Raw genomic sequence first — 23397 nt, forward strand, 5'->3', positions numbered from 1 at the left:
GAGCTGCAGCCAGATTAGCGAGCCACCCCGGCACCGCTGGCAATCTCCCCGCGTACCCTTACCAACAGCGACCGCGGCTCCACTTGAACCGTCAGCCGCGTCGCCTCGCCTGCCGTATCGCCGTCGAGCTGGGTAGGCATGGGCTCGGGGCACTTGATCAAAACCTTGCCGGACCGGTAGACGGTCATGATGGGCAGTTTGCCGCTGTGCTTGAACATGATCTTCACGTACATCAGCAGCCAGCCCAGGGCGCTGCGGGGGCTCATCACCACCACATCGAGCATGCCGTCGTCGATCATTGCCTGCGGGATGAAATCGATGCCGCCGGGCACGAGGCCGCAGTTGGCGAACAGCACGCTGCGGATGTTCCGGACCTGTTCCGGACTATCGTCCAGGGAGATGGACACCTTCTTGCGCCGCCCCGGCAGGTGGCGCATGCCCGCCTCCGTGTAGGCAAGCCAGCCCACGGCCCTCTTCAGGCCGTCGTTCGTGTCGGCGAGGACTTCGGCGTCCATGCCAATGCCGGCAATCACCGTAAACACATGTTCGGAGTAGGTGCCCGTGCGGGAATTCTCGATGGCCATCCGGGCTGTATCGATGTAGCGCTGGCGGCCGAACAGGGCGGTCTGGATGTTGCCGTGCAGGTCGTTGACGTCCAGGTCCACGTTCCTGGCGAGGAGGTTTCCCGTCCCCAATGGAATGAGGCCCATGGCCACGTTGGTGTGGGCGAGGGCCTCAGCCACCACACGTACGGTACCGTCGCCGCCGCCCACCAGTACGACGTCGGGCTTTCCCACCAGCGCCGCCTGCATCTGGGTGAAGCCCGGGTCCTCAGCCGTCGTCTCGTAGAAGACCGGTTCGTCCCAGCCGGCAGTGAGGCAGGCCCGCTGGATGGCTGCCTTCGCCTCGTCCGCCCGCGCCTTGATGGGGTTGATCAGGACGGCCACCCGCTGCTGCGCCAGCCCGGAATCATAGGCCTCCCCGGCCACTGTGCTGCGCATGTGCAGCGCCTTGAGCCGGCGCACACCCCACCAACTGGAGATGGCGAAGGCAAGCGCCACTCCGATCAGCAGGTACAGAATCCAGTCGCTCATGGTGCTTCCACAGTAGCCCGGTGGACGGCGCGCTGGCCCCACCGCCCCAGCCGCCCGCCGTCGTGCACGGTATTGGATACCCTTGTCTGGTGATCGACGTAAAAGACCTCAGCGAAAACCCGGACAAGTTCCGTGCCAGCCAGCGCGCCCGCGGCGCCGACGAATCAGTGGTGGACGCGATCATCTCCGCAAACTCCGACCGCCGCGAGGCCCTGCTCCGCTTCGAGAACCTCCGCGCGGAGCAGAACGTGTTCGGCAAGAAGGTGGCGAAGGCCAAGGGGGAGGAGAAGCAGGCACTGCTGGCCGAGGTCAAGGAGCTCGCCAACTCGGTCAAGGCTGCCTCCGCGGAAGCCGATGCTGCCCAGACCAAGCAGGAAGAACTGCTGCGCACCATCCCCAACCTCATCGAGGACGGCGTTCCCGAGGGCGGCGAGGACGACTACGTCGTCGTCAAGACCGTGGGCATGCCCCGCGAGTTCCCCGACTTCGAGGCCCGCGACCACCTGGAAATCGGCGAGCTGATCGGCGCCATCGACATGGAACGCGGCGCCAAGGTTTCCGGTGCCCGCTTCTACTTCCTCAAGGGCGTTGGCGCCCGGCTGGAAATGGCGCTGCTGCAGATGGCCATGGACCAGGCCATCGAAGCCGGCTTCATCCCGATGATCACCCCCACGCTGGTGCGTCCGGAAACCATGCAGGGCACGGGCTTCGATGTAAAGCACGACGCCGAGATCTACCGTCTCGCCGAGGACGACCTTTACCTGGTGGGCACCTCCGAGGTCGCCCTGGCCGGTTACCACGCTGACGAGATCCTCGACTTTTCCGCAGGCCCCATCCGGTACGCCGGCCAGAGCTCCTGCTACCGCCGCGAAGCCGGATCCCACGGCAAGGACACCCGCGGCATCATCCGCGTGCACCAGTTCAACAAGGTGGAGATGTTCATCTACACCACCGTTGAAGAGGCCGCCGCGGAGCACCAGCGGCTGCTGGCTTGGGAAGAGGAGATGCTGGCCAAGTGCGAGCTGCCCTACCGGGTGATCGACACTGCCGCCGGCGACCTGGGCATGTCCGCTGCACGCAAGTACGACTGCGAAGCCTGGGTGCCCACCCAGGGCGCGTACCGCGAGCTGACGTCCACCTCCAACTGCACCACGTTCCAGGCCCGCCGCCTGAACATCCGCGAACGCGTGGTGAACGCGGAGGGCGTCTCCAAGGGCACGCGTGCCGTGGCCACCCTGAACGGCACGCTGGCCACCACCCGCTGGATCGTGGCCCTGCTGGAGCACCACCAGAACCCGGACGGCTCGGTCAACGTGCCCAAGGCGCTGCAGAAGTACCTGGGCGGCCTCGAGGTCCTGCCGGTCCTGTAGGTTTCGGCCCTGCCTCCGCCGCTCCCGGGCTTGTTCGCGGATCCGCACCTTTCACGGTTCTGATCCGCGAACAAGCCTAGGTGGGGCGGCCGCTGTCCACATAGGCGTATCCGCAGGCGCTGTGCGGCACGGTTGGACTGCATGCTGTGGGGATGGAGACACCGCCCGGACTGATCGACACCGCCGCAGTCCTGCGCTCCGGTGCCACTACCGACCGCATTCACCGCGCCTTCAAGGCCGGGCAGCTCGTCCGGATCAGGCGCGGTTTCTACGTCGCTACCGGGGATTGGCTGCGGGCAGTCCCTTCCCAACGCTTCGCGTGGACCACGACGGCGGTTGCCAGGTCGGTCAAAGGTGCGGTTTTGTGCGGGGAAACGGCGGCCCTGGCCAGCGGCCTGCCGACGCTGGGGACGCCGCCCTGCGTGGAGCTTGCCACGGCTCTCCCTGGCCGTAGCGGCGTGCGGAAGTCGCCGCTTTTGGTTCTCGGCGCGGACGAAACTGCGCGGGAGGTGCGGCGCACGCGTTCGTATCCGCTAAGGTACCGGCTCATCACCGGGCTCGAACCGGTGCGGCACGGGGAGTTCCTGTGTTCGGGGTTGATCGAAACCACGGTGGACGTCCTGGCCTCGGCCGGGCTGGACCGGGCGCTTGTACTTGCCGACGGCGTAGCCCGGAAGCTCCTGGCGGACCGAACCCTGGAACCAGGCGCGCCGCTCTTCTCGCTGCCGGCCGTAGCTTCGGGTATAGCTGCCCTTCCGTCAGCGGCTGCCCAGCGCCGTGCCGAGCGGGTAGCCCGCCTGGCCAGCCCGCTGCCGGAGTCCGTCGGGGAGTCCTACAGCCGGGCCGTCTTTGATTTTCTCGGGTTTGAGCAGCCTCTCCTTCAGAAGGTCTTCACGGACAGCGAAGGCTTTATCGGCCGGAGCGACTTCTGGTGGCCGCGGCAGGGCGTGGTGGGAGAGTTCGATGGCAAAGGCAAATACGTGCAGGCCGCGCTCCGCGGCGGGATCACCGCGGACGAGGCCGTGTACCGCGAGAAGCTCCGCGAGGACCGGATACGGGCTTTAGGCCACGGCTTTGGCCGCTGGGGATGGACCGACCTGCAGCACCCGGAGCGGCTCCGGGCCAAACTCCTCGCCGCCGGCCTCCGCCCCGGCACCCGCTGTTAGCTCCAGCACCCCGCCGGTAGCTCCAGCCGGACCCGTCATAAGCTTGTTCGCGGATCCGGGCCTTGAAGGGCGTGTTTTGCGAACAGGCTTATGAGCCCCGGGAGGCACGGCCGGACGGCCAAGGCGCTCCGCCCGAAGGTGCGGGAACCCGCAGTTAACCACCAGTTAGCCAACAGTTCCGTAAAGCTGTGTCCTGCGTCCTAGCGCCTGTCAGTTACCTCTGGTTCACTGTTTCAATGACAACGCTGACTGAAACCTCAGTCGCCGGCAACGATGACCGGCGGGATAACAACCAGAACAACACCAACGCCTTCGCAGGCCGCAACAACTCCTTCGCCAGCATCGACCAGAAGCTGATGGTCGCGCTGGACGTGGACGGCACCCTGGTGGACCACGACGGCCACATGACGCCGGGCGTTCGGGAAGCAGCGCAGGCGGTGGTCGCCGCCGGCCACGAGGTGATGATCGCCACCGGCCGGTCCCTGAATGCCACGCTTCCCATCATTGAAAAGATCGGCATCGAGCGCGGCTACGCCGTCTGCTGCAACGGCGGCGTGACCCTTCGGCTCCACCCCGGCCTGGAGAACGGCTACGAGGTGATCCACAAGGCCACGTTCGACCCCGCCCCTGCGCTGCGTGCGCTGCGTGAACGGCTTCCGTCCGCCAAGTACGCGCTTGAGGACGCCGACGGCAACTTCCTGTCCACCGAGCGCTTCCAGGACGCCAGCTTCGGCGTGGAGGCCGTGGGCGTTGACTTCCACACCATGCTGGAAGCGACCGCCGTGCGCGTGGTGGTGTTCAGCACCGAAAACACGCCCGAGGAGTTCAACGAGGCCATTGACCATGTGGGCCTCGCCGGGGTGACATACTCCGTGGGCTGGACCGCGTGGCTGGACATCGCCGCCGCAGGTGTGACCAAGGCCAGCGCGCTGGAAAGCCTCCGCCTGAGGCTCGGCATCGAACAGCACCTAACCGTGGCCGTCGGGGACGGACGCAACGACATCGAGATGCTCAGCTGGGCGGGCCGGGGCGTTGCCATGGGCCAGGCTCCGGCCGAGGTCATCGCTGCCGCCGATGAGGTCACCCATTCCGTGTTCGACGACGGCGCCGCCCACGTCCTGCGCAGCCTGCTGTAAGGCGCTGCAGGACGCCCCCCGCTGCCGCGATTCCGGTGACCGCCCGCGGCCAAGGCAGAATAGAAGCCATGACCCTTACCACGTTCGCCCTCGTCCGCCACGGCCAGACCGACTGGAACGCCGAGCGCCGGCTGCAGGGATCAACCGACATCCCCCTGAACGACGTCGGCCGCGGCCAGGCGCGTGACGCCGTCGCCGTCCTTGCGCCGTACGAATGGGACGCCATCGTCTCCTCGCCCCTGAGCCGCGCCGCCGAAACCGCGGACCTGATCGCCGAAGGCCTGGGCCTGGCAGTGTCGCGCCGTGTCCCGGAACTCACCGAGCGCAGCTTCGGACCGGCAGAGGGGATGCAGGCCGGCCCCGAACTCGATGCCCTGCGCATTCCCGGCGGTTTCAAGGGGGCCGAGAGCGAGGACGAAGCCGCAGACCGTGGCCTGGCTGCATTGGAGGACCTCGCGGAGGAGTTCCGCGGCCAGCGGCTGCTGGTGGTCACCCACGGGACCCTGCTCCGGGTCAGCCTCAGCCGCGCCACCGGCCAGACCCTGGCCAGCGTGGACAACGCCGTGCTCAACCTGGCCCACCACCACGCCATCGACGGGTGGAACCTGGAGTACTTCAACGGCGAACCCGTGATGGCGGCAACCGGCAGCTAAGCCACGCTGGCCACCAGGCCGGGTTACCCCGTTTCGAGGATCAAGGCCAGCAGCCGGGCCGCCGCGGGCCGGGCGGCATGTTCTTCATTCCACTGGGCGCGGGCCACGGCTTTGCTGACGGCCTGGGTGGTGATGCCCAGCTCCTGGGCCACGGCTTTCTGCTGGCCGCGGACTCCGGGGGTAAGCAGGTCCAGCACCCGCCACTCCGCATCGGAGCGTTCACGCACGACGTGGCCCAGCAGCCGCAGCACGGCCTCGGCGTCGTGGGCGACGTCGGCCAGCGGCCCCTCCACAGCCACGGGAACCCTTTCCTTGCTGCTGCGGAGCCGGTCAACTGCCCGCCGCGCATACACCAGGCCGTGGCCTGACGCGTCCTTGATCTGGTTGGGCAGCGGCTCGTCCACCGGCCCCGCACCGATGCCGACATACCAGGAGCCGCTGCGCAGCGCGATCAGCGCCGCGTCCACCGCCTGGTGCGGGCAGTCGACGATCCCCTGCACTTCGTCCTCCACCGAGCGGTCAAAGTCCAGGCGCGCGGGGATGTGCCGCAGGGCCTTGAGCAGCTGCGGAACCTGGTCGCCGTCGCGCCGGCTGTCCGTCTGGTTGATGGTCAGGGTGAACATTCTGGGTACACACTACCCGGAAGTAGGAACTGTGGGACCGCCAGTATTACGGCTGGTGGGCGGCCTGTGCACTTCCTGGTGGAGGCACAGCTGAGGGTCCGCGCCTGGTGCTGCGGACCCTCAGCCATCCTCCGGAGGAATGACCTCCGGCAGTCAGTTTTCCTGCTCAGTCGCCGGCCTGCCCGGCTGCCGCGCCGGTTGCCGGGAAACGGTCCCAGGCGCGGTGGGCGGCGAGGAGCCCGGTCAGCGCAGCGGTGACTTCCGCTGCGCTGTCCCCGGCAGCGATGCCAACCGTTTCCTGCCGAATGCCGATCGCCTCAAGAACTGTGGACCCGGAGCCCCAGACGCCAATGGCTTTGGCGTGGCGGTACGCCTCGGAGAGCATGAGGGCGACGCGCGGATCGGGGGCTTCAACCGGTTCCCCGGCCTTGGCGTCACGCCCTGCTGCGGCGTCAGGCGCAGGCTGCTTGCCTCCGGCGACGATCAGCGCGTCGAACTCGGTGGACCGCGCCGTGAGGAAGGTCCGCTGCACCGTCACCGAAAGTCCGTCGGAGGAAAGCACGCCCCCGGTAGGTGCGATGACCAGCGGAACCATGCCCTCGCCGTCGAGCGCTTTGCGGGCAGCCTCCACCTCGGCCAGGTCACTGGCCGAATCGGCGATGAGGCCCACCACGCGCCCGGCAACCGGCCAGGTCTCACCCACCTGGGACACGGCCGGGCTGGGGTCCCGGTCCGGGACTTGCTCCGTGGCCTCCGGCGCAGGCATGCCCAGGCCGGCGGCGACGGCCGCGCAAAGCCCGGCGTCGATATTTGCCAGGGCCTGGAGCTGGCGTTCACGGACGGCCGTTTCGTAGCACTTGCCGAGCTCGAATGTGTACGCCTGGATGACATGGTCCTGCTCCACCGCGCTCAGGCTCCGGAAGAACAGCCGGGCCTGGCTGTAGTGGTCATCGAAGGATGCAGGGTTGCGCCGTTCCTTGATGGATTCCGCAACTGCCTCCGGCACGTCCACGAACGCGCCAATGTCCTGGCCGGCCAGGAACGGGCACCCGCCATCCAGGGAATTGGGCCGGTACGGTGCAACACCGGCGTGGTCCGCAGTCTGGTGCATGCCATCGCGGAGCATGTCGTTGACCGGAGCGTGCGGCCGGTTGATGGGGATCTGCGCGAAGTTGGGTCCGCCCAGGCGTGAGATCTGGGTGTCCAGGTAGGAAAACAACCGGACCTGCAGCAGGGGGTCGTTGGTGACGTCGATGCCCGGCACCAGGTGTCCGGGGTGGAAGGCCACCTGCTCGGTTTCAGCGAAGTAGTTGGTGGGGTTCGCGTTGAGGGTCATGAGCCCGATGGGCTGCACCGGCGCGAGTTCCTCGGGGACGAACTTGGTGGGATCCAGCAGGTCGATTCCCTGGAACATCTGGTCTTCGGTGTCCGGGAAGGTCTGGATGCCCAGTTCCCACTCCGGGTAGGCGCCGGCCTCGATGGCGTCGGCGAGGTCGCGCCGGTGGAAGTCCGGGTCCATGCCGTTGATGATCTGGGCTTCCTCCCACACCAGCGAGTGCACGCCCTGTTTCGGCTTCCAGTGGAACTTCACCAGTGTGGTGTCACCGGCGGCGTTGACCAGCCGGAACGTGTGGACGCCGAAGCCTTCCATGGTGCGGTAGGACCGGGGGATGCCGCGGTCGGACATATTCCACAGAGTGTGCGCCTGCGCCTCGGTGTGGAGCGACACGAAATCCCAGAAGGTGTCGTGCGCGCTCTGGGCCTGCGGGATCTCCCGGTCAGGGTGCGGCTTGGCCGCGTGGACCACGTCCGGGAACTTGATGCCGTCCTGGATGAAGAACACCGGAATGTTGTTCCCCACGAGGTCGTAGGTGCCCTCATCCGTGTAGAACTTGGTGGAGAACCCCCGGGTGTCCCTGACCGCGTCCGCGGACCCGCGGGAGCCCAGCACGGTGGAGAACCGGACAAAAACGGGAGTCTCAACGCCCGGGGCCAGGAAGCCGGCCTTGGTGACCTTCGAAGCGGTCCCGTAGGAGCGGAAGGTGCCGTGCGCCCCTGCGCCCCGGGCATGGACGACGCGCTCCGGGATCCGCTCGTGGTCAAAGTGGGTGATCTTCTCGCGCAGGTGGTGGTCCTGGAGCAGGATGGGACCGCGGGCCCCGGCTTTCAGGGAGTGGTCCGTATCCGGCAGGCGGAGCCCCTGGGCAGTGGTCAGGTACTGGCCGGACTGAGCGCGGGCGGTGGCCGGGGCACCCGTCGGGCTGCCGGTGGGTGACACGGCTTCGGGACCGCGCTGGTCCGGCTTTGGCGGCAACGGCTCCCGCGGGGTGGTGGGCTCTTCAAGCGCCGGAGGCTCACTGGACGGAACTCCGGGAATTACAACGTCGTCTTCGGCTGGCATGTCTATCTCTCCCCACAGTAGATTTGCCCCAGCCCCCGTACCGGGAAGCTAAGCTTACTTACTACCCTACAGGCCGCCTGCGGCGGCACACCCGACGTAAGGATGGTTATGGCTGGCAGCGCAGGACAGGATGTAAAGCCGCAGGACGGGACGCAGGATGACATGCGGCCGGAAGAACTCGAGCTCGTTGACAAGTGGTGGCGGGCCGCGAACTACCTGTCGGTGGGCCAGATCTACCTGCGGTCCAACCCCCTGTTGCGGGAACCGCTGCGGGCGGAGGACACCAAGTCCCGCCTGCTGGGCCACTGGGGCACCACCCCAGGACTCAACTTCGTCTATGCCCACCTGAACCGCGTCATCCGCCGCGACTCAGCCGAGATGCTCTTTGTTGCCGGCCCCGGCCATGGCGGCCCGGCCGTCGTCGCCAACGCCTGGCTGGAGGGAACGTACTCCGAAATCTATGCCCATGTGGGCAATGACGAGGCCGGCCTTGCAGAACTCTTCCGGCAGTTCTCGTACCCCGGCGGCATCCCCAGCCACGCCGCTCCGGAAAGCCCCGGCTCCATCAACGAGGGCGGTGAACTCGGGTACTCCCTGGCGCACGCCTACGGCACGGTACTGGACAACCCCCAGCTGGTGACCGCCGTCGTCATTGGTGACGGCGAGGCCGAGACCGGCCCGCTGGCCGCCAGTTGGCACTCGCACAACTTCCTGGACCCGGCCGCGGACGGCGCCGTGCTGCCCATCCTGCACCTGAACGGCTACAAGATCGCCAATCCCACCATCCTGGCGCGCATGCCGCAGGAGCAGCTGGAGCAGCTGCTGCGCGGATACGGCCACGAACCGCACTTCGTCACGGTCGCGGACCCGGACGACACCGAACAGGCGCACCGGGACTTTGCCGCCGTCCTGGACCGGTGCCTGTCAGAGATCCGGGCCATCCAGGACGTCCACCGCGCAGAGGGGGAAGGCCGCGAATCGGGGGAGGGCGGACACCGCTGGCCCATGATCGTGCTGCGCTCGCCGAAGGGGTGGACGGGCCCGCGGGAGGTGGACGGGCTGCAGGTGGAAGGGACGTGGCGCGCCCACCAGGTGCCGCTGTCCGAGGTCCGGACCAACGGGGAGCACCTCAAGCAGCTGGAGGAATGGCTGCAGTCCTACCGCCCGGATGAACTGTTCGACGGCGACGGCAGGCTGCGTCCCGACGTCGCCAGGGCCGCGCCCACCGGCGACTTCCGGATGAGTGCCACACCGCACGCCAACGGCGGCCTGCTCCGGCGGGCCCTGAAACTGCCCGCCTACCGGGACCACGCCGTCGAAGTCCCGAACCCCGGGACCGAACGGGTCAGCCCCATGATCACGCTGGGCTCCTGGATGCGGGACGTGATCGCGCAGAACATGGAGAACTTCCGGCTGTTCGGGCCGGACGAGACGGCCTCGAACCGGCTGCAGAACGTCTACGAGGTCACCGACAAAGTGTGGCAGTACCGGATTGACGACGTCGACGAGCACCTTGCGCGGTCCGGACGGGTCATGGAGGTGCTGAGCGAGCACTTGTGCCAGGGCTGGCTCGAAGGCTATCTGCTCACCGGCCGCCATGGGGTGTTCAACTGCTACGAGGCTTTCATCCACATCGTCGACTCCATGTTCAACCAGCACGCCAAATGGCTTAAGGTGCACCGCACGCTGTCGTGGCGCCAGCCGGTGCCGTCCCTGAACTACCTGCTGTCCTCGCATGTGTGGCAGCAGGACCACAACGGTTTTTCGCACCAGGACCCGGGCTTTATCGACCACGCAGTGAACAAAAAGGCCGAGATCATCCGGGTGTACCTGCCGCCGGACGCCAACACCCTCCTGTCCGTCATGGAGCACTGCCTGGACTCCACCGACTACGTGAACATTGTGGTCAGCGGCAAGCAGCCATCACCCACCTGGCTGGGACCGGCCGACGCCGCGAACCACTGCAGCCGCGGGCTGGGTATCTGGGAGTTCGCGGGGTCCGAGGTGCCGGGCGAGGAGCCCGACGTCGTCCTGGCCTGCGCCGGCGACGTTCCCACCGTGGAGACCGTGGCCGCGGCGGAACTGCTCCGTGACGGTGCCCCCGGCCTGAAAGTCCGGGTGGTCAACGTGGTGGACCTGATGCGGCTGCAGGATGAGAGCGAGCATCCGCACGGGTTGCCGGCCCGGGACTTTGACGGGATCTTCACCAACGACAAGCCCATCATCTTCGCCTACCACGGCTACCCGGCGCTGATCCATCGGCTCGCGTACCGGCGGACCAACCAGCAGGGCCTGCACGTGCACGGCTACCAGGAGGAAGGGACCACCACCACTCCGTTCGACATGGCGATGATGAACCGGATCGACCGCTTCACCCTGGCGATCGACGCGATCGACCGGGTGCCGGGCCTCGCCGAACAGTATTCACTCCTGCGCCAGGACCTGCAGGACCGGCGGAACCGCGCCCGCGAACATACCCGCACCCACGGCGAGGACCCGGAGGAGATCCGGAACTGGAAGCTCGGCGGGTAGCTTACCGAAGTCCGTCAAGGGCGCAGGACGGAAGGTGGATCCATCCCTCGCTGCGGGCTGCCTCCGCCTGGCCCCCGTCCGGCTGGAGGGTGAGCCCGCGCGCCACCGCACGCGCGGTGAGGGAGGCGATGACGGCGTCGAACATGTCGTCCGAACCGGCCAGCCTGTCCCGGTACCCGCCCAGGTCGAGCCAGGGCGCCCGCTCCTCAAAGGCAGCCAACAGGAGGCCAAGGCGATCGGCTTCGGGGATTCCCCGGCCCTTGTAACCGCGCCCGTTGAAGCCCCAGATCTTCAGCGAGGCCGCCGGATACACCTCGGCGAGCCGCCCTGAACCGTCGCGCTGCTGCGGGCCGTGGATGGCGGCGATCTTCGCCTGGATGACGGCGCAGCGCATGGCGGGGTGGGCCAGGCGGTCGGCGGAGACGCTCAGCGGGATCAGCCCGGTGTGCGCAGTGGTGAAACGGTCGGTGTCGCGGTAGGCGAGCAGCCGCCGGCCCGCGATGCCGTCGTGCGCCAGGACGGGGCCGCCGTCGAAGTTCCGGTGCCCGGTAAGGAACGGGATCAGCGCATCAGGCCAGCCCACCGGGCAGTCGACGCCGGTCATGGTGCAGGCGCCGAAGAGGTCCACGATTTCCTGGTCGTCCACGTCCAGGGACAGGTGGGTGAGCCGGGCCAGGCTGTCACTCCAGTCGATGACAGCCACCGCGGTCTTCTTCGAGGCTGCCGCGAGGTCCACACCGAGGGTCCTCATGGGGTTCTCAGGCAGCCCGGTACCGCAGGACCCCGGGAATTTCCCCGGCTGCGCCCAAGTCCGAGCCACGTGCGAAACCGGCCCACAGCGCCCGCAGTTCACGGCCTGCTGCTTGCACATCCTCCCAGCGGGCGCCATCGGTCAGGCCCACCCCGTCCCAGGTCTTCTTGCTGCCGAGCAGCAGGGGCAGGTCCACGGTATGGGCGGCGCCAAAGATGTTGCCGGGCGCATGCCAGTCCAGGACATAGCGGTGCACTTTTCCGCCCGCCTTGGCATGCCGGCGCGCAAACTTCCGGGTTGCCCGCCCATACACCGTCTCCGTGACAACCCAGTCGATGGCCCGGACGGCCGCGGGACCCACCACGGGAACGCCCGCCAAGCGCATCAGGCGCGGGCTGCGGGGGAGGAACAATCGGGCTTCCTCCGAGGTATGTCCGATCAGGACTTCGATGGCAGGGGCAGTCCGGTTCCAGGCCGCCTCTATTTCGGACTCCTCGGGGAGCGGATCGTGGCCGTACTGGGTGCCGAACGGCATGGCCGCCAACATGCCGAACTTCTTGGCCACTTGCGTAACCTGTGCTTCGAGAGCCACCACATCCATGGCGGGCGTCTGCTCCGTGACGCCGTCGGCCGCGATGCCCATGGCGTGGTTCATCTTGGCCCGGCCCTGGGTAATGCCCAGCGGCGCGCTCTGGATGATGGCGCGCTGGAAAAGTGTGGGCGCCTCCGGCGTGGCCATCAGGTGGGCGATTGCATCGCCCCCGGCGGACTGGCCAAACGCGGTGACCCGGCCGGGATCGCCGCCGAAGGCGGCGATGTTCCGCTGCACCCAGCGGAAGGCCTCCAGCTGGTCGAGGAGCCCCAGGTTGCCGGGACGCCCGGCAGGCGTCGCCAGGAACCCGAACAAACCGAGCCGGTACGTCACCGAGACCACTATCACCCGGTTCTCGGCCACCAGCCGGGCGGGATCGAAGATCGCCAGGTCACCGGATCCCGTGGTGTAGGAGCCGCCGTGGATCCAGACCATGACGGGCAGCTTTTCGTCCCGAGAGAGATCGCTGGGCATGGTGATCGACAGGTTCTGGCAGTCTTCGCTGCCGGGAAGCTCGCCGTACTTGGTGCCCAGGACATCGTCCAGGAACGGGACCGGCGCCTGCGGGCAGGCCGGCGCCAGGGACGTGGCGGCGAATTCGGCGGTCCAGTCCGGCACTGGCGCCGGCGGCTGGAACCGCTTGGCGGTGGCGTAGGGGATGCCGGTGGCGCGGAGGACGTCGCCGTCGCGCCATCCGCTGATGGGGCCGCAGGGAGGACGGAACAACAGCTGGGAGGTCAGGGCGGGCTCGGAACTCACAGCCCCACCATGCCACAACTTCCTGAAACAACGACGGCGGGTGGCCGGCTTCGGAAAGCCGGCCACCCGCCGTCGGACGTGCTGTGGGTGGGCCCACGCCGTTAGGGGGACGGTGGGGATTAGTGCTGCGAAGGCACGTAGCGCTTGATCGAGGCTTCCAGCTCGGCTTCGGCGGCGGCGCGGTCGCCCCAGCCTTCGGCCTTGACCCACTTGCCCGGCTCCAGGTCCTTGTAGCGCGTGAAGAAGTGCTCGATTTCCTTGATCAGGAACTCGTTGACGTCGCTGACTTCCTGGATGTGGTCGAAGCGGGCATCCACGGGGACGCACAGGATCTTGGCGTCTCCGCCGCCGTCGTCGGTCATGTTGAAGACGCCGATGGGGCGGGACTCGACGATGACGCCCGGGTGCAGGTCGAAGTCCTGCAGGAGCACCAGTGCGTCCAGCGGGTCGCCGTCCTCGCCGAGGGTGTTCTCGAAGTACCCGTAGTGCGTGGGGTACTGCATGGAGGTGAAGAGGACGCGGTCCAGGCGGACGCGGCCGGTCTCGTGGTCAACTTCGTACTTGACGCGCGATCCCTTGGGGATCTCGATGGTCACGTCGTGCTTCATGGAAATGCTCCTCGGCAATTGCAGGGGGTGCGCGGCACACTTGACGGGCCCACAAAAAAGAGTGTCGGTGCCGCCGACTACAATTGAGGATATAGCGAGAGGCCCTGGAATCAGGAACTTGTGGGGAAATTTCAGGACTTGAGGACCAGCACCAGCATGACCAAAACAACCGGCCCGGAGCGGCGGCGCGCCCGGCCCCCGCAGCGTTCCGGCAGCCTTCCCGCAGTCCTCCGCAAGTTGTGGCCCCTGGCCCTCGCCACCCTGCTCCTGTGTGCCCTCGCCATCCCCGCAGTCCTGCTGGTGGCCCCCGGATTCCTCGGCCCCGAACCGCCCGCGCCGGCCCCCGCCCCTCCCGCCTGGCAACAGGTTCCTGCCACCCTTTCGGGCCCGCAGGGGCTGGCGGCCCTGGAACCTTCGGCCCAGGTGCCCGTCCCGTCAGCACTGGCGGCCCAGGTGGACCCGGTGCTCAAGACCGACGGCGGCGGAACATTCACCGGGATCGTCCAGGATGCGCTGACCGGCCAGGTCCTCTTCGACCGCGGCGGCGCGGAAAACCGGGTGCCGGCGTCGAACCTGAAACTGCTGACCGCCCTCGCCGCCCTGCGCACGCTGGGACCGGACCACCGTTTCAGCACCCGGGTGGTGCCCGGCCCGGAGGCTGGGCAGGTGGTGCTGGTGGGTGGCGGCGACGTCCTCCTGGCTGCGGGAGAGTCCCGGCCGCAGTCAACGATGGGCCACGCCGGCCTGGCCACCCTTGCCGCCCGCACGGCGGAAACCCTGCGGGAGGCCGGAACAACCGGCAGCATCAAGGTGCTTCTGGATGATTCCCTCTTCAACGGCCCCGCGCTCAACCCCGCCTGGCAGGCAGGGGATGTGGAGGCAGGGGAGGTGGCCCCGCTGTACCCGCTTGCCCTCAACTCGGCCCGCTTCGATCCCGCCGTCACCACGGGGCCACGGCCGCAGGACGCCGCCATGGCCGCGGCTGAGGAGTTCGCGGCCCGGCTTCGCGCCGCGGGTGCCGGGGCGGGACTGGCGGTAGCGGCCGGCGTCGAACGTGCAGTCCACGCATCACCCCAGCAGGCTGCGCACCCCGCCGTCCTGGCGCAGGTCGATTCGGCCACGGTCGCGGAGCAGGTTGACCTGATGCTGCAGGTATCGGACAACTACCTGGCCGAAACCATGGGCCGGATGGCGGCACTCGCGTCCGGGCAGCCCGGGAGCAGTGAGGCCGCAGTCGCCACCGTCACGGCCCAGCTGGCGGCGGCCGGCATCCCCGTGGACTCCCTGAAACTTGTGGACGTCTGCGGGCTGGCCATGGAAAACCGGGCCTCCGCCCGGCAGCTCACCGAAGTGGTCCGGGCCATCACCTCCGGTACCGACAGCAGGCTCCGTGCCGCCCTCGACGGGTTTCCTGTGGCGGGCCTGACCGGCACCCTGGACATGCGATACGGGAATGCCACCACGTCCGGCGGTGCCGGGCTGGTGCGGGCCAAGACCGGGACGTTGAACACCGTGCTGGCGCTCAGCGGCTACGTCGTTGACGCCGACGGGCGGCTTCTGGTGTTTTCGTTCGTCGGGAATGGGCTGACCCCCGGCGCGGCCGGCAACAAGGAGGCCCTCGACCGGGCCGCCACCGTGCTGGCCGGGTGCGGCTGCCGATAACACTCCCAGGCGCGGTCCCGCGGGTCACGGCCGCTCATGTCCGGGCCGTCCAGGTTGCGCCGCGGCTGTGGAGTTCCCCGGTGGGCGAACTTAAAGCCGATCCCCAGCCTCCTGTGTTCTGATGGGACCTATGGAGTCCACTTCACGCGAGTCCGCATCGATGCTGTCTTCAACGGATAAGTCCCCAACGGGCCAGTCCCCGGCAGCACCATCCAACGCAGCCGAATCAACCGCTGCCCCTTCCCTGATCAACTGGGATCTCGCAGCCTCCGCAGCAGCGCGGCTGGCTCCCGCCGGCCCGGTACTCAGCCAGGCTGCCATCGGCGAGGCCGTGGACAGCCTGCGCCGGCTCGCGGACGCCTCCGTTCCGCACGTCCATGAGATTACGGGACTGGAAGCGGCACGGGACCTGCGGGACTCCTCGGTGCTGGTGGTGGACCGGGCATCCTGGGCCAAGGCCAACACGCAGAGCTTCGCCGTGATGCTGAAGCCGGCCATGCAGAAGATGCTGGACAACCGCCGTGGGACGCTGAGCCCGGCGGCCGCCAACGTCAGCGGCGCCATTACCGGCAGCCAGCTTGGTGCCGTCCTGGCCTTCCTCTCCAGCAAGGTCCTGGGCCAGTACGATCCCTTCGCGGCACTGGCCGAAAACTCCACGGCACCCGCCGCCGGCAGGCTCCTGCTGGTGGCACCGAACATCGTCGCGGTGGAGCGGGAGCTCAACGTCACGCCGGAGGATTTCCGGCTGTGGGTCTGCCTGCATGAGCAGACGCACCGCGTGCAGTTCGCCGCCGCGCCGTGGCTGCGGCACCACATGCTGGAACAGATCGATGAACTCAGCGGCCACCTGCTGGGCAACGTCGACACCCTGATGGAGCGTGCCTCGGCAGCCGCCCGTTCCCTCAAGGATCGCTCCGTCAACGGAAACACTCCCGGCCGCGGCGCCATCCTGGACCTGCTGCAGGACCCCGAGGAAAAGGCAGCCATCTCGCACCTCACCGCCGTGATGAGCCTCCTCGAAGGCCACGCCAACGTGGTGATGGACGCCGTGGACGCCAGCATCATCCCCTCGGTTAAGACGATCCGCCAGCGGTTCAACGACCGCGGCAAGGACCGCGGCGTCATCGAAAAGTTCATCCGCAGCCTTCTTGGCCTGGACGCGAAGATGCGCCAATACTCCGACGGCGCCCGCTTCGTCCGGGCCGTGGTGGACGTGGCCGGCATGGAAGGCTTCAACAAAGTATGGGAGTCGGCCGACCACCTGCCCACCGAACCCGAGATCCACGATGCCAAGCTGTGGCTTGACCGGATGGGGCTCTGATTGCCTGACGAGCAGGTGCCCCACCAGCCTTCTCCCGGGGTTCAGCCGGCCGCACCTGCCAGCGGAACGGCGGCCCCCGTATCACGCGGCAGCGGCCGGCGCCGGCCCGGCAGGCTGGCGCCCGTCGTCGGCACCGCACGCAAAATGGTGCAGGACGCCCTGGCCGCGGCCGGATATCCGCGGCACGTGGTGGTGGCCTGCAGCGGCGGACCCGATTCCTTGGCGCTTGCCGCCGTCGCAGCGTACTTCGCCCGCCGCGGCCATGTGGATGGCCACCCGCTGACGGCAGGCGCGGTAGTGGTGGACCACCAGCTGCAGGACGGCTCCGCCGAGGTCGCCGCCCGCACCGCCCAGGCCCTGAGGGAACTCGGCTTCGCACCGGTGGACATCCGGAAAGTCACGGTTGGCGGTGCCGGGATGGGCCCGGAAGCCGCCGCGCGCGAAGCCCGGCACGAAGCGCTGGAAGCCGCCGCGGCGGAACAGGGCGCCGGTGCGGTCCTGCTGGGGCACACCCTGGACGACCAGGCGGAGCAGGTACTCCTGGGCCTGGCCCGCGGTTCCGGAACCCGCTCGCTTGCCGGCATGCGGCCGGCCCGCGTCAGCCCGGGCAATGCCCTCCTGCTGCGGCCTTTCCTGGGCCTGCGCCGCGCGGACACCGAGGAGATCTGTGCGGTCGAGGAGCTGGAGCCCTGGCACGACCCCACCAACGAGGACCCCGCCTACGCGCGGTCGCGTACCCGGGTGGAAGTCCTCCCGCACCTTGAGGAAAAGCTGGGTCCCGGCGTCGCCGAATCGCTGGCCCGGACCGCCGCCATCCTGCAGCTGGACGCCGACTACCTGGAGGATGTGGCGGAAAGCACCTACGCATCCCTCGTGGAGCGGGACGACAAGGAACTGAGCCTTCCAGAGGAGGCTTTGCGCGCGCTGGCCCCGGCCATCAGGTTCCGGGTCATCGCGAAGGCGGCGGCCGACGCCGGCGGGCAGCAGCCCAGTTACCGGCGCCTTTTAGCGGCGGAAGCGCTGCTGCGGCGGCAGGGATCGGCAGGGCCGGTGGAGCTTCCCGGGGGCGTCAGCGTGTACCGCTTGTCGCTGGCCCAGCTGGAAGGATCGACGCCTGGCCCGCAGCCGGGAACGCCCGAGCGCCCTGGCTCCGTTCCCCGCGAACGGGCGCGCTGTGGGAAGCTAGTATTCCGGCCGCAAAAGCCGCCCGCAAAATAGTCGCACCCCCGCATCTAAACAGGAGCCATTGGTGGATTCAAACGACGTCCAGGCAGACCTCAAGCACGTTCTCTACACCAAGGAACAGATCCAGCAGCGCATCGCCGAGCTCGCTGCGGAGATCGACAAGGACTACGAAGGCCGCGAGATCCTCATTGTGGGCGTCCTCAAGGGTGCCGTGATGGTCATGGCGGACCTTGCGCGCGCGCTGCACAGCCACATCTCCATGGACTGGATGGCCGTGTCCTCCTACGGCTCCGGCACCCAGTCGTCCGGGGTGGTGCGCATCCTGAAGGACCTGGACACCGACCTGATGGGCAAGGACGTGCTGATCGTCGAGGACATCATCGACTCCGGCCTCACCCTGTCCTGGCTGAAGACCAACCTCGAATCCCGCGGCACCGCATCGGTGGAGATCTGCACCGCCTTCCGCAAGCCGACGGCGGCCAAGGTGGAGATCGACGTCAAGTACGTCGGCTACGACATCCCCAACGAGTTCGTGGTGGGCTACGGCCTGGACTACGCCGAGAAGTACCGCAACCTGGACTTCGTGGGCACCCTCGCCCCGCACGTCTACGAGTAGGCTGCGCCGCAACATCTTGCCGCCCAAGGATCTGCCCAGGAGCATCGGCATCAAGGACGTGGCGCGGGCCGCCGGGGTGTCCGCCACCACGGTCTCCCATGTCCTCAATGACGTGTCCTATGCCAGGGTCAGCCCGGAGACACGGGACAAAGTGAAGGCAGCCGCCGTCGAGCTGGGCTACGGCCCCAACCGCCTGGCCCAGGCCCTGCGCAGCCGCAGGTCCGGCGTCCTTGGCCTGGTCAGCGAGGAGGTGGCCACCACGCCGCATGCCGGCCGCATGATCCTCGGCGCAGACCAGGCCGCCCGCGCGCGCGGCTACACGCTGATGCTGATCAATACCGCAGGCTCAGCCGACCCGGACCTGCGGGAAGCGGACGTCGAGTCCCTGCTGGAACGCCAGGTGGACGGGATCCTCTACGCCACCATGTACCACCGCCGGCTGCAGCCCCCGGCCAACCTGGGCAAGGTCCCGGCGGTCCTGGTGGACGCGGTGACCGCGGACGGCGGATTCCCGGCCGTGGTGCCGGACGAATATGGCGGGGCGGCCGCCGCGGTGGAAGCCCTGCTTGCCGCCGGCCACACCCGGATCGGGTTCCTGAACAACACCGAGGACGTTCCCTCCACGCACCTGCGCCTGCAAGGTTTCCGGGAGACGCTGACCCGCGCCGGACTGGATGGCGACTCCGCGCCGGTCCTGACGGCGTCGTCCGATGCAGACGGGGGATACGCTGCTGCCGGCCGGATCCTCGACGGCGACAACCCGCCGTCGGGCCTCTTCTGTTACAACGACCGCATGGCCATGGGGGCGTACCGCGCGGCGGCCGAGCGCGGCCTGGCCATCCCCGCGGACCTGTCCATTGTGGGCTTCGATGACCAGGAACTGATCGCCGCCAACCTGCACCCGGGGCTGACCACCGTGGCCCTGCCGCACTATGCCATGGGCGCCTGGGCGGCGGACAGGCTCATCGACGTGATTGAAGCCGGCACCACCGGCCCGGTACCGGAGCCGGTCCTCCTGGAGTGTCCGCTGGTCAGCCGGGGGTCCGTCGCTGCGCCGGGGGACGTGGCGCCGGCGAGGCCGTGACGCCGCCTTAAAGCGCTACGCCCAAAGGGAACTTTTGCTTTTCACTATGCGTGATGTACTCCGGACGGTGTATAGCTAGAAGCTGACGCAGCACCATCACGCGCGCAGACTACTCGCCGTGCAGCACTACCGGAAGGGACGGGGCCAGCCCCCGAACAGATGAAAGCTAAGAACTTCTTCAAAGGCCCGGGCATCTGGATCGTCGTCGTGGTCGGTCTGCTCCTGGTGGCTTTTGCAACGCTCGCCCCCGGCGGCGCGTCACGGATCGATACGGACAAGGGCCTGGAACTGCTCTCCGGCAACAAGGTGGAGCAGGCAAAGATCTTCGACGGCGAGAACCGCGTTGACCTCACGCTGAAGGACAACCTGAACCTGGACGGGCAGGACAAAGGCAAGAGCGTCCAGTTCTTCTTCGTGGATGCCCGCGCGCAGGACGTGGTGAAGGCTGTCACCGACGCCAAGCCGGCCCAGGGCTTCACCGACCAGCCGATCGAGAGCAACTGGTTCTCCGGCCTGCTGTCCCTGTTGATCCCGGTCATCCTGCTGGGCGCCCTCTTCTGGTTCCTGATGACCCGCATGCAGGGCGGCGGCTCCAAGATCATGCAGTTCGGCAAGTCCAAGGCCAAGATGGTCAGCAAGGACATGCCGCAGGTGACCTTCGCCGACGTTGCAGGTGCCGACGAGGCAGTGGAGGAACTGCAGGAAATCAAGGAATTCCTGCAGGAACCGGCCAAGTTCCAGGCGGTCGGCGCCAAGATCCCCAAGGGTGTGCTCCTGTATGGCCCTCCGGGCACCGGCAAGACCCTGCTGGCCCGTGCAGTTGCCGGTGAAGCCGGTGTCCCCTTCTTCTCCATCTCGGGCTCGGACTTCGTGGAAATGTTCGTCGGCGTCGGCGCCTCGCGCGTCCGCGACCTCTTCGAACAGGCCAAGGCGAACTCCCCGGCCATCATCTTCGTGGATGAAATCGACGCCGTAGGCCGCCACCGCGGCGCCGGCATCGGCGGCGGCAACGACGAACGCGAGCAGACCCTGAACCAGCTGCTGGTGGAAATGGACGGCTTCGACGTCAAGACCAACGTCATCCTCATCGCCGCCACCAACCGGCCCGACGTCCTGGACCCGGCGCTGCTGCGTCCCGGCCGTTTCGACCGCCAGGTCTCCGTGGAGGCACCGGACCTGATCGGCCGCGACCAGATCCTGCAGGTGCACGCCAAGGGGAAGCCGATGGCGCCCGGCGTGGACCTCAAGGCCGTTGCGAAGAAAACCCCCGGCTATACCGGTGCCGATCTCGCCAACGTCCTCAACGAGGCGGCGCTGCTGACCGCGCGCTCCAATGCCAACCTGATCGACGACCGTGCCCTGGACGAGGCGATCGACCGCGTCATGGCCGGCCCGCAGAAGCGCAGCCGGGTCATGAAGGAACACGAGCGCAAGATCACCGCCTACCACGAGGGCGGCCACGCGCTTGTTGCCGCGGCGCTGCGGAACTCCGCGCCGGTCACCAAGATCACCATCCTTCCCCGCGGCCGCGCCCTTGGCTACACCATGGTGGTTCCGGAGAACGACAAGTACTCCATCACCCGCAACGAGCTCCTGGACCAGATGGCCTACGCCATGGGCGGGCGCGTCGCCGAGGAGATCGTGTTCCACGATCCGTCCACCGGCGCCTCCAACGACATCGAAAAGGCCACCGGCACCGCGCGCAAGATGGTCACCGAGTACGGCATGAGCGAACGCGTTGGTGCTGTCCGCCTCGGCCAGGGCGGTGGCGAACCCTTCCTGGGCCGCGATGCCGGGCACGAGCGCAACTACTCCGACCAGATCGCCTACGTGGTGGACGAGGAAGTGCGCCGCCTGATCGACCAGGCCCACGACGAGGCGTACGCCATCCTCACGGAGAACCGGGACATCCTGGACCTTCTCGCCCTGGAACTGCTGGAGCGGGAGACCCTTAACCAGGCAGAAATCGCCGACATCTTCCGGGACGTCCGGAAGCGCGACTTCCGCGAAGTGTGGCTGTCCAAGGAGACCCGCCCGGTCCTTGCGGGCCCCGTGGAGACCCGCCAGGAGCGGGCTGAACGGGAAGCCCAGGAAGAGGCCAAGAGGGCCAGGATGGACGAACCGCTGGACGCCCAGCCCCCGCACGCGCAGGGCGTTTCCGAGGATGCCCCGTTCCGGGGAGGAACCCCCGACTCGGGTCCTGACACCCTTCGCGGCTAAGCTTTCCCTGTGAATTCCTTCGACGACGACGACGTTTCCCCCTCCGCCACTTCCGTGGCGGAGGGCGTTTCCTCCCATTCAAAGCACGACAAAGTGGACCGGCCAAGGATCGAAGCGGCTGTCCGCGAGATCCTGCTGGCCATTGGCGAGGACCCGGACCGCGGCGGCCTGATAGACACCCCCAAGCGCGTGGCCAAGGCCTACGCCGAGGTGTTTGCCGGGCTGCACCACGACCCCGCGGACGTCCTGTCCACCACCTTCGACCTGGACCACGAAGAACTGGTCCTGGTCAAGGACATCCCGTTCTACTCCACCTGCGAGCACCACCTGGTGCCGTTCCACGGGGTGGCCCATGTGGGTTACATTCCGTCACATGACGGCCGGGTCACAGGGCTCAGCAAGCTGGCCCGGCTGGTGGACATCTACGCCCGGCGCCCGCAGGTGCAGGAGCGCCTGACCACTGAGATTGTCGAAGCGATGGTCCGCCACCTCAAACCCCGTGGTGCCATCGTCGTTGTTGAATGCGAACACATGTGCATGTCGATGCGCGGTATCCGCAAGCCCGGAGCGAAGACCGTCACCAGCGCGGTCCGCGGGCAGCTTCATGACCCGGCCACCCGTGCCGAAGCCATGAGCCTCATCCTCGGAAGGTAACCACACACCATGGACTCACTCGCCGCAGCCCCCGGAACGGGGCCCGCAACCTCGCCGCTGCCCATCCTGCGCAAACCGCGCCCGGCAGCGCGTTTCGAAGACCTCCCCACCGACCGCACCCTGGTCATGGGGATCTTGAACGTCACCCCCGATTCCTTCAGCGACGGCGGCAAGCACGCCACGGCGGACACCGCCATCGCGGCGGGCCTGCGGATGTTCTACGCGGGCGCCGACATCATCGACGTCGGCGGTGAATCCACCCGCCCGGGAGCAGATGACGTCAGCCCCGACGAGGAGCAGCGGCGCGTGCTGCCCGTCATCGAGGCGCTGGTGAAGGCCGGCGCGCTGGTCAGCATCGATACCACCCATGCCTCCACCGCAGCCGCTGCCCTGAAGGCCGGCGCGGCCATCATCAACGACGTCTCCGGGCTGACCATCGAGCCGGAAATGGTGGAGCTGGTGGCAGCGTCCAAGGCTCCCTATGTCCTCACGCACCGCCGCGGGGACGCCAGGACCATGAACTCGCTCGCCGAATACACGGACGTGGCAGGGGAAGTGGTCGCGGAGCTGGCAGGAGTGCGGGACAAGCTGTACGCCGCCGGCGTCGCCAGGGAGCAGATCATCATCGATCCGGGCCTGGGCTTCGCCAAGAACGATGCGCAGAACTGGGAACTGCTGCAGAACCTGGACCAGCTGGACAGCCTGGGCCACAAGGTCCTGGTGGCTGCCTCCCGCAAGCGTTTCCTCGGCACCCTCCTGACGGTGGCCGGCAAGTCTGCCGCTCCCGACGAGCGGGACGGCGCCACGGCCGCGATCACGGCGATCAGCGCCTTCCGCGGAGCCTGGGCCGTGCGGGTGCACGACGTCGGATCCAGCCTCGACGCCGTCAAGGTCGCCGCCCGCATGGCAGCAGCGCCCAAGGCTGCCGCACCCAGTTCCGCAATACCCAGAACCACCTAGGGCCGGGGGA

At 67.9% G+C, this 23397-nt stretch carries 19 protein-coding genes; 13 read left to right on the forward strand and 6 right to left on the reverse strand.

From position 1 onward, the window contains the following. Nucleotides 1-14: 14 nt before the first annotated feature. Nucleotides 15-1094, reverse strand: a complete 1080-nt coding sequence (locus K4G53_RS06395; protein WP_221384638.1) for a diacylglycerol kinase family protein — start codon at nt 1092-1094, stop codon at nt 15-17. A gap of 89 nt (nt 1095-1183) precedes the next feature. Here K4G53_RS06395 and serS point away from each other — a divergent pair, with 89 nt between their 5' ends. From serS to K4G53_RS06415, 4 genes are all read left to right on the forward strand, one after another. Beyond that, the gene (gene serS / locus K4G53_RS06400; RefSeq protein ID WP_221384639.1) at nt 1184-2464 is read left to right on the forward strand and encodes a serine--tRNA ligase; all 1281 of its coding nucleotides are present in this window, start codon (nt 1184-1186) and stop codon (nt 2462-2464) included. A gap of 152 nt (nt 2465-2616) precedes the next feature. Continuing rightward, the gene (locus tag K4G53_RS06405) at nt 2617-3630 is read left to right on the forward strand and encodes a type IV toxin-antitoxin system AbiEi family antitoxin domain-containing protein (protein WP_221384640.1); all 1014 of its coding nucleotides are present in this window, start codon (nt 2617-2619) and stop codon (nt 3628-3630) included. A 236-nt stretch (nt 3631-3866) separates the two neighbouring features. Next, on the forward strand, nt 3867-4766 hold the full coding sequence (locus tag K4G53_RS06410; RefSeq protein WP_221384641.1) for an HAD family hydrolase: 900 nt from the start codon (nt 3867-3869) through the stop codon (nt 4764-4766). Nucleotides 4767-4834: 68 nt separating this feature from the next. Beyond that, complete coding sequence (locus K4G53_RS06415) at nt 4835-5419, forward strand: histidine phosphatase family protein (protein WP_221384642.1); 585 nt, start codon at nt 4835-4837, stop codon at nt 5417-5419. Nucleotides 5420-5442: 23 nt separating this feature from the next. Here the strand turns inward: K4G53_RS06415 and K4G53_RS06420 are convergent, their stop codons facing one another. Together K4G53_RS06420 and K4G53_RS06425 are read right to left on the reverse strand one after the other, a co-directional pair. Further along, entirely contained in the window at nt 5443-6042 is a 600-nt protein-coding gene (locus tag K4G53_RS06420; RefSeq protein ID WP_221384643.1) for a hypothetical protein, read from the reverse strand. A 166-nt stretch (nt 6043-6208) separates the two neighbouring features. Further along, complete coding sequence (locus K4G53_RS06425) at nt 6209-8443, reverse strand: catalase (protein ID WP_221384644.1); 2235 nt, start codon at nt 8441-8443, stop codon at nt 6209-6211. A gap of 108 nt (nt 8444-8551) precedes the next feature. Between K4G53_RS06425 and K4G53_RS06430 the strand changes: the two genes are divergently transcribed. Then, the gene (locus tag K4G53_RS06430; RefSeq protein ID WP_260323300.1) at nt 8552-10975 is read left to right on the forward strand and encodes a phosphoketolase; all 2424 of its coding nucleotides are present in this window, start codon (nt 8552-8554) and stop codon (nt 10973-10975) included. Nucleotide 10976: 1 nt separating this feature from the next. Here K4G53_RS06430 and K4G53_RS06435 read toward each other — a convergent pair whose 3' ends face one another. The 3 genes from K4G53_RS06435 to K4G53_RS06445 all read right to left on the reverse strand — a co-directional run bounded on the left by K4G53_RS06435 (nt 10977) and on the right by K4G53_RS06445 (nt 13685). Further along, nucleotides 10977-11726, reverse strand: coding sequence for a DUF429 domain-containing protein (locus K4G53_RS06435; RefSeq protein WP_221384645.1), 750 nt, complete (start codon nt 11724-11726; stop codon nt 10977-10979). A gap of 7 nt (nt 11727-11733) precedes the next feature. Then, complete coding sequence (locus K4G53_RS06440; RefSeq protein ID WP_221384647.1) at nt 11734-13077, reverse strand: carboxylesterase family protein; 1344 nt, start codon at nt 13075-13077, stop codon at nt 11734-11736. Nucleotides 13078-13196: 119 nt separating this feature from the next. Further along, nucleotides 13197-13685: an inorganic diphosphatase gene (locus K4G53_RS06445; RefSeq protein ID WP_221384648.1), complete on the reverse strand. Its 489-nt coding sequence runs from the start codon at nt 13683-13685 to the stop codon at nt 13197-13199. 156 nt (nt 13686-13841) lie between these two features. Here K4G53_RS06445 and dacB point away from each other — a divergent pair, with 156 nt between their 5' ends. The 8 genes from dacB to folP all read left to right on the forward strand — a co-directional run bounded on the left by dacB (nt 13842) and on the right by folP (nt 23387). Continuing rightward, nucleotides 13842-15347, forward strand: coding sequence for a D-alanyl-D-alanine carboxypeptidase/D-alanyl-D-alanine-endopeptidase (dacB, locus tag K4G53_RS06450; RefSeq protein ID WP_221384650.1), 1506 nt, complete (start codon nt 13842-13844; stop codon nt 15345-15347). Nucleotides 15348-15477: 130 nt separating this feature from the next. Then, a complete protein-coding gene (locus K4G53_RS06455) occupies nt 15478-16668 on the forward strand; it encodes a zinc-dependent metalloprotease (RefSeq protein ID WP_221384652.1) in 1191 nt (396 codons plus the stop codon). A 144-nt stretch (nt 16669-16812) separates the two neighbouring features. Continuing rightward, nucleotides 16813-17886: a tRNA lysidine(34) synthetase TilS gene (tilS, locus tag K4G53_RS06460; RefSeq protein ID WP_221384792.1), complete on the forward strand. Its 1074-nt coding sequence runs from the start codon at nt 16813-16815 to the stop codon at nt 17884-17886. A 31-nt stretch (nt 17887-17917) separates the two neighbouring features. Continuing rightward, nucleotides 17918-18469: a hypoxanthine phosphoribosyltransferase gene (gene hpt / locus K4G53_RS06465; RefSeq protein WP_131132307.1), complete on the forward strand. Its 552-nt coding sequence runs from the start codon at nt 17918-17920 to the stop codon at nt 18467-18469. A 16-nt stretch (nt 18470-18485) separates the two neighbouring features. After that, a complete protein-coding gene (locus K4G53_RS06470) occupies nt 18486-19553 on the forward strand; it encodes a LacI family DNA-binding transcriptional regulator (RefSeq protein WP_260323302.1) in 1068 nt (355 codons plus the stop codon). A 159-nt stretch (nt 19554-19712) separates the two neighbouring features. Then, nucleotides 19713-21773 carry an ATP-dependent zinc metalloprotease FtsH gene (gene ftsH, locus K4G53_RS06475; protein ID WP_221384660.1) on the forward strand — a complete coding sequence of 687 codons (2061 nt, stop codon included), beginning with the start codon at nt 19713-19715 and terminating at the stop codon, nt 21771-21773. A gap of 9 nt (nt 21774-21782) precedes the next feature. Further along, complete coding sequence (folE, locus tag K4G53_RS06480) at nt 21783-22427, forward strand: GTP cyclohydrolase I FolE (protein ID WP_221384662.1); 645 nt, start codon at nt 21783-21785, stop codon at nt 22425-22427. 9 nt (nt 22428-22436) lie between these two features. Continuing rightward, nucleotides 22437-23387, forward strand: a complete 951-nt coding sequence (gene folP / locus K4G53_RS06485) for a dihydropteroate synthase (protein WP_221384664.1) — start codon at nt 22437-22439, stop codon at nt 23385-23387. Nucleotides 23388-23397 lie beyond the last annotated feature (10 nt).

The sequence above is a fragment of the Arthrobacter sp. MAHUQ-56 genome, assembly GCF_019710585.1.
Classification (GTDB): domain Bacteria; phylum Actinomycetota; class Actinomycetes; order Actinomycetales; family Micrococcaceae; genus Arthrobacter.